Source organism: Mycobacterium sp., from assembly GCF_044342925.1.
In the GTDB taxonomy this organism is placed as follows: domain Bacteria; phylum Actinomycetota; class Actinomycetes; order Mycobacteriales; family Mycobacteriaceae; genus Mycobacterium.
This window is the reverse complement of the sequence record NZ_JBIIOV010000169.1, coordinates 1-6,997: the sequence shown is the minus strand read 5'-3', so window position 1 is coordinate 6,997 and position 6,997 is coordinate 1. Positions and strand designations below refer to the sequence as shown.

The window sequence follows — 6,997 nt, the reverse complement described above, 5'->3', positions numbered from 1 at the left end:
CGCGCTGCACGGACTCGGCGGGCAGAACAGCCGCACCGGCTCGATCTACATCGTCAAGCCCAAGATGCACGGCCCCGACGAGGTGGCCTACACCTGCGAGCTGTTCAGCCGGGTGGAGGACGTGCTGGGCCTGCCGGCCAACACCATCAAGGTCGGCATCATGGACGAGGAGCGCCGCACCACCCTCAACCTCAAGGCGTGCGTCAAGGCCGCCGCCGACCGAGTGGTGTTCATCAACACCGGATTCCTGGACCGCACCGGCGATGAGATCCACACCTCGATGGAAGCCGGCCCGATGATCCGCAAGGGCGCGATGAAGACCCAGCCGTGGATCCTGGCCTACGAGGACCAGAACGTCGACGTGGGCCTGGCATGCGGGTTCTCCGGTCGCGCCCAGATCGGCAAGGGCATGTGGGCGATGACCGACCTGATGGCCGACATGGTTCAGACCAAGATCGGCCAGCCCAAGGCCGGCGCCACCACCGCCTGGGTGCCCTCGCCGACGGCGGCCACCCTGCACGCCATGCACTACCACTACGTCGACGTCTACGGCGTGCACTCCGAACTGGCCGGCAAGACTCGCAGCACCGTCGAACAACTGCTCACCATCCCGCTGGCCGGCCGCGATCTGGCCTGGTCGCCGCAGGAGATCCACGAGGAGGTCGACAACAACTGCCAGTCGATCCTCGGCTACGTGGTCCGCTGGATCGACGCCGGCGTGGGCTGCTCGAAGGTGCCCGACATCCACGATGTCGCGCTGATGGAGGACCGGGCCACGCTGCGCATCTCCAGCCAGCTGCTGGCCAACTGGTTGCACCACGGCGTCATCACCGCCGACGACGTGCGGACGAGCCTGCGGCGGATGGCCGCGGTGGTCGACGAGCAGAACGCCGGGGACCCGAGCTACCTTCCGATGGCCCCGGACCCCGACGGCAGTATCGCCTTCCAGGCCGCGCAGGAGCTGATCCTGTCCGGCACGGCCCAGCCCAACGGCTACACCGAGCCGATCCTGCACCGGCGCCGCCGGGAGCTCAAAGCGAGCCTGGGGCTGTAGCCGCAGATGGGCAGGCACAGCTTCCCCGGCGACGAGCCGGCTCAGTCCGGCGATGGCAATCCCCCCTCGGGGCGTTTCCCGCGCGCCGACGGCGGCTGGCAGGGACGGCGTCGCCGCCAGGACAGCGGCCCCCGCCAAGTGAGCCGAGGGGTGATCGCCGCCCTGACCGCCGTCGTGCTGCTGGTCGGCGGGGTGATCGCGTGGCGGTTCTTCGGGGATGCGCTGTCGCGCCGTTCCTCCGATGCCGCGAGCATCTGCGTGGAGGGCACCGCGACGGTGGGTGTCGTCGCCGACCCGTCGATCGCGGAGGCGGTCAGCGCCTTCGCCGACAGCTTCAACGACGAAGCCTCCCCGATCGGCGACAAGTGCGTGAAAGTGGCTGTCACCAAAGGGGATTCGGACACCGTCCTGAGCGGCCTGACCGGCACCTGGCCGGCCGAGCTGGGTGAGCGTCCCGCGCTGTGGTTGCCGGCCAGTTCCGTCCAGTCCGCACGGCTGCAGGCCGCGGCGGGCAAGCAGATCGTCAGCGACGCGCGGTCGCTGGTCAATTCCCCGGTGCTGCTGGCCGTGCGGCCGCAGGTGAAGACGGCGCTGGGTCAGGACGGCTGGGCCGCGCTGCCGGCCCTGCAGAACGACCCCGCGGTGCTCGACGGCCGCGACCTTGCCGGTTGGGGCGGGCTGCGGCTGGCCCTGCCGACCGCCGGGTCGGCCGATGCCACCTACCTGGCCGCCGAGGCGGTAGCCGCGGCGGCAGCCCCGCCGAACACTGCGCCGACCGCCGGCCTGGGCGCGGTCAGTGCGCTGATCACCGGTCAGCCGCTGCTGCCGGACAACACCGCCGATCAGGCCTGGCAGGCGCTGACCGGATCGGGCGACCCGGCGAGCGCCCCGGTGCATGCCGTGCTGATGACCGAACAGCAACTGTTCTCCCGCAGCTCCGGGCTGGACAACGCCGCGGACACCGTCGCGGCCTGGCGGCCCAGCGGCCGCTCCGCGGTCGCCGACTACCCCACCGCGCTGCTGGCCGGAGAATGGCTGAGCGAGGAACAGGTAGCCGCCGCCAGCGAGTTCGCCCGGTTCATGCGCAAGCCCGAGCAGTTGGAGGAACTGGCCAAGGCGGGCTTCCGCTCCGCAGAGATCGCCAACACCGCCAACGACGTGGTCGACTTCCCGGCGCTGGAGGCGTCGCTGCCGGCCGGTGACGACGCCCTGCGCGCGGCGGTGGCCGCCACGGTGGCGCCGGCCGCCGTGGCCACCACCACGGTGATGCTGAACCAGGCCGAGGCCGCCGCGGCGGGTGCGGTGAAGAACCGCATCGGCGCGCTGCCCCCCGGCGCGGCCGTCGGGTTGTGGACCTTCACCGGCGTCGACAGCGGCATCGCGGTGTCGACCGGGCCGCTGTCCGACGATCTGGGCGGCACGCCGCGCAGCGCTGCCCTGGCCGGCGCACTCGACGGTGTGTCCCCGACCGGCGGCGGGGTGTCGTTCACCACGCTGCGCCTGGTCTACGGCGACGCGCTGGCCAACTACCGCCCCGGACAACCTAATTCGGTACTGGTGATCACCGGCGGCCCGCATACCGACCGCACCCTCGACGGTCCGGGGCTGCAGGACTTCATCCGCTCCGCGCTCGACCGTGGCCGGCCGGTGGCAGTCAACGTCATCACCGTCGGCGACGACCCGGACCGGCCCACCTGGGAGGCGGTCAGCCAGCTCTCCGGCGGCGTCTACCAGAACGTGCCGGCGGCGGACTCCCCCGACCTGCTGGCCGCGCTCGCTCGGACCCTGTCCTAGCTTGGGATCGGCTGAGCCGCTCGAGGTGACCGGCCGGCGCGCGTCAGGATTCCTCTGCACAGCGGCCTACGCGCTGGCCTGGGTGGGCATCCTCGTCGCCGCCGGCGCCCTTGCGGTCCGTTTCGTCCCGGTGACCAACCATGCGGTGTTGACTCTCGCATCGCTGTCTCCGGTCCTGATGGCCGCGGCCGCGGTGTCCACGGTGATCCTGATTTCCCTGCGCCGGCGCCGCACCGCCGTGCTCGCCGCTGGGCTCACCGCCGCGGCGGCGGCGGTTCAACTGCCCTTGTTCACCGGCCCGGAACCGAGCGCACCGAACAGCGTCGCGGTGCGGGTGCTCACCGTCAACGTCTCCGAAGGCGGTGCCGACGCGGGCGCCCTGGCGGCCGTCATGCGTGAGCACGCCGACATCGTGCTGTTTCAGGAGATCACCCCCGAGCAGGTCCGCGGCCTGACCCGGACCGGGGTGGGCTCCGACTTCCCCCACCAGGTCACCGATGCGCGTCCCGGCGCCGGCGGCGTGGCGATCTGGAGCCGCTGGCCGGTGGGCTCGCCCAGCCGGATCCCGGAGTATGAACTCGGCGTGGTCACGGCCGACGTCGACATCCCCGGCGTGCCCGCCGCGACCACCGTGGGGACCGTCCACATCAGCGGTCCGTGGCCGCAACCGATCACCGACTGGCGCCGGGACATGGACATGCTGCCGGAAACCGTCCAGGCCATCGTCGACAGAGCGGGCGCCCGGCCGGTCATCATCGGCGGCGACTTCAACGCCACCACCGACATGGCGCCCTTTCGCCACGCGCTGCGGCCGGGCGTGCGCGATGCTGCTGAGCAGGCCGGCGCCGGACTGGTCCGCACGTACCCGGGCGACGCGCAGTTCCCCGCGCTGATCGGCATCGACCACGTGCTGACCTATAACGGGTCGGCCACCTCAGCGCGCACCGTACCCATACCCGGCTCCGACCACCTGGGGCTGGTGGCAGAGGTGCAGCTGGCCGGCTCGTAACGGGAAGAAAACGCGAGAACTACGCGAATGCCTCCACCGGCGGGCACGAGCAGATCAGGTTGCGGTCGCCGAAGGCGCCGTCGATACGGCGCACCGGCGGCCACACCTTCGGCCGAAATCCCTGGCCCAGCGGGTAGGCCGCCTGCTCCCGGGTGTAGGGATGATCCCAGCTCTCGGTGAGCAGACACGCGGCAGTGTGCGGGGCGTTGCGCAGCGGATTGTCGTCGACGGGCCACTGTCCCGAGCCGACGTGATCGATCTCGGCGCGGATGGCGATCATCGCCTCGCAGAACGCGTCCACCTCGGCCAGGCTCTCGCTCTCGGTGGGCTCGACCATCAGGGTGCCGGCCACCGGGAAGCTCATGGTGGGGGCGTGGAAACCGAAGTCGGCCAAGCGCTTGGCCACATCGTCGACCGTGACGCCGGTGGCCTTGGTGATCGGCCGCAGGTCCAGGATGCACTCGTGGGCGACCATGCCGTTCTCGCCGGTGTAGAGCACCGGGTAGTACTCATCGAGGCGGCGGGCGATGTAGTTGGCCGACGCGATCGCCACCAGCGAGGCCTTGCGCAACCCGGCCGCACCCATCATCCGGATGTAGGCCCAGGTGATCGGCAGGATGGACGCCGACCCGTAGGGCGCCGCGGACACCACGTGACCGTGCGGCAGTTCCGGCGCCAGCGGGTGGCCAGGCAGGAATGGCGCCAGGTGTTCCCGCACCGCCACCGGGCCCACGCCGGGGCCGCCGCCGCCGTGCGGGATGCAGAACGTCTTGTGCAGATTCAGGTGGCTGACATCGCCGCCGAATTTGCCCGGACGGGCAAGACCCACAAGCGCATTGAGGTTGGCGCCGTCGACGTAGACCTGTCCGCCGGCCTCGTGGACGGCGGCGCAGATATCGGCGATGTCGTGCTCGTAGACGCCGTGGGTGGACGGGTAGGTGATCATCAACGCGGCCAGCCGGTCGCCGTGCTCGGCGACTTTGGCGCGCAGCTCGTCGAGGTCGACGTCACCGTTCTCCCGGCAGCCGATCACCACCACCTTCATGCCGACCATGGCCGCCGACGCCGCGTTGGTGCCGTGCGCACTGGACGGGATCAGACAGATGTTGCGGTGGGACTCGCCACGCTCGGCGTGGTAGGCGCGGATCGCCAGCAGGCCGGCGTACTCGCCCTGGGATCCGGCGTTGGGCTGCAGGGAGATTGCGTCGTAGCCGGTGATGCCGGTCAGCCACTCGGTGAGATCGGCGATCATCCGGCGCAAGCCGGTGGCGTCGTCGGCCGGGGCGAACGGGTGCTGGCGGCCGAACTCCGGCCAGGTGACGGCCTCCATCTCCGCGGCGGCATTGAGCTTCATGGTGCATGAGCCCAGCGGGATCATGGTCCGGTCCAGCGCCAAGTCCTTGTCGGCCAGCGAGCGCAGGTAGCGCATCATCGCCGTCTCGGTGCGGTAGTTGCGGAAAGCCGGGTGGGTGAGGAATTCGCTTGTGCGATCGGCGATCTCGGGTCCGGTGTAGTCACCCACCGGGCGCGCCTCGAACGCCTCCAGCACCAGGGCCACGTGCTCGTCGGTGGTCGCCTCGTCGCAGGCCACCGACACGTGGTCGGCATCGACGCGCCAGATGTTGATGCCACGCTCCTTGGCGGCGGCCTGGACGGCGGCCGCCCGGCCCGGGACATGGGCCAGCACCGTGTCGAAGAAACGGTCGTGCACCACGTCGACGCCAGCGGCGCTGAGCCCCGCCGCGACGGCGCGGGCGTGGCCGTGGATACGGCGCGCGATCGCGGTCAGGCCGTCGGGGCCGTGGTAGCTGGCGTACATCGCCGCCATCACGGCCAGCAGCACCTGGGCGGTGCAGATGTTCGAGGTCGCCTTGTCCCGGCGGATGTGCTGCTCACGGGTCTGCAGGGACAATCGGTACGCCGGCGCGCCATCACTGTCCACCGACACCCCGACCAGCCGGCCGGGCAGCTGGCGGGCATGGGCGGTGTGCACCGCAAGGTATCCGGCGTGCGGGCCGCCGAAGCCCATCGGCACACCGAAGCGCTGGGCGGTGCCGAAGGCGACATCGGCGCCGATCTCCCCGGGCGGGGTGATCAGGGTCAGTGCCAGCAGGTCGGCACCCAATGCCACCAGGGCGCCGCGTTCGTGGGCCTGCTCGACCAGCTTGGACCAGTCGGTGACCCGCCCGCTGGCGCCGGGCACCTGCGCGATGACGCCGAAGAACTCTCCGTCGGGCAGGCCGCCGTGCAGGTTGGCGGTCACGATCTCGATGCCCAGCGGCTCAGCACGGGTGGCCAGGATGGCGGCGGTGGCGGCGAACAGATCGGCGTCCACGGCCAGCCGGTTCGACGATCCGCGGCTGGCGCGGTGCATCAGCGTCATGGCTTCACCGGCCGCGGTGCCCTCGTCGAGCATCGAGGCGTTGGCGATGTCCATGCCGGTCAGGTCGGCGATCATCGTCTGGAAGTTCAGCAGCGCCTCCAACCGGCCCTGGCTGATCTCCGGCTGGTACGGGGTGTACGCGGTGTACCAGGCCGGGTTCTCCATGATGTTGCGCAGCAGCACCGGCGGGGTCAGCGTGTCGTAGTAGCCCTGCCCGATCATCGAGACGGCGACCGTATTGGCGTCGGCCATGGCGCGCAGTTCGGCCAATGTCTGATGCTCGGTGGCGGGCGCAGGCAGCGATTCCAGACCGGGCGCGGTGCCCTGATCGGTCAGGCCGTCCAGAATCCCGGCCGGCAGCGCTTTAGCGGCCAGTTCGTCCAGGGATGCCACGCCGATGACACCGAGCATGGTGGCCACGGCGTCCGAGTCGGGCGCGATGTGGCGGGAAACGAAAGCGGTGGGGTCGAAATCAGACACTTCAGGCACTCCTGATTCGGGCGGACGAGTCGGGCGGATGTAGCCGGTATGCGTCCTCTCCCTCTGTCGTGGGTGCCTGAGAGATTCGGCGCGGGCGCCTTTCCCCATGGGCGGGTGGCCTTTGCCGACGTCGGTTGGCAGCCACCACTTTCCAGAGGCATCGTGTCCCGAGCGCGGTCCGGGGGCCTGAGAGGTTGACGGAGAGGTGTTGCTCCTTCGGCGTCCGCGGCTGGCTGCCGCGGAACTCTCCCGCACGTGGACGTTGATGCACCGCCGA

The 6,997-nt window shown here is 70.7% G+C and carries 4 protein-coding genes and 1 riboswitch; of the genes, 3 read left to right on the top strand and 1 reads right to left on the bottom strand.

What is annotated here, in order from left to right; translation table 11 throughout:
- From ADBZ6I_RS14830 to ADBZ6I_RS14820, 3 genes are all read left to right on the top strand, one after another.
- On the top strand, positions 1 to 1,054 hold a 1,054-nt coding region (locus ADBZ6I_RS14830; RefSeq protein ID WP_526385132.1), incomplete at its 5' end, for a malate synthase G.
- 6 nt (positions 1,055 to 1,060) lie between these two features.
- A complete protein-coding gene (locus ADBZ6I_RS14825) occupies positions 1,061 to 2,848 on the top strand; it encodes a vWA domain-containing protein (RefSeq protein ID WP_526385130.1) in 1,788 nt (595 codons plus the stop codon).
- 1 nt (position 2,849) lies between these two features.
- A complete protein-coding gene (locus ADBZ6I_RS14820) occupies positions 2,850 to 3,857 on the top strand; it encodes an endonuclease/exonuclease/phosphatase family protein (RefSeq protein ID WP_526385128.1) in 1,008 nt (335 codons plus the stop codon).
- A gap of 19 nt (positions 3,858 to 3,876) precedes the next feature.
- Here ADBZ6I_RS14820 and gcvP read toward each other — a convergent pair whose 3' ends face one another.
- A complete protein-coding gene (gcvP, locus tag ADBZ6I_RS14815) occupies positions 3,877 to 6,720 on the bottom strand; it encodes an aminomethyl-transferring glycine dehydrogenase (protein ID WP_526385126.1) in 2,844 nt (947 codons plus the stop codon).
- 164 nt (positions 6,721 to 6,884) lie between these two features.
- Positions 6,885 to 6,982: riboswitch (glycine riboswitch) on the bottom strand.
- Positions 6,983 to 6,997 lie beyond the last annotated feature (15 nt).

What these genes read in the sequence shown, in the direction of transcription:
- ADBZ6I_RS14825 (WP_526385130.1), top strand. Translation starts at nt 1,061, where the DNA reads ATGGGCAGGCACAGCTTCCCCGGCGACGAGCCGGCTCAGTCCGGCGAT.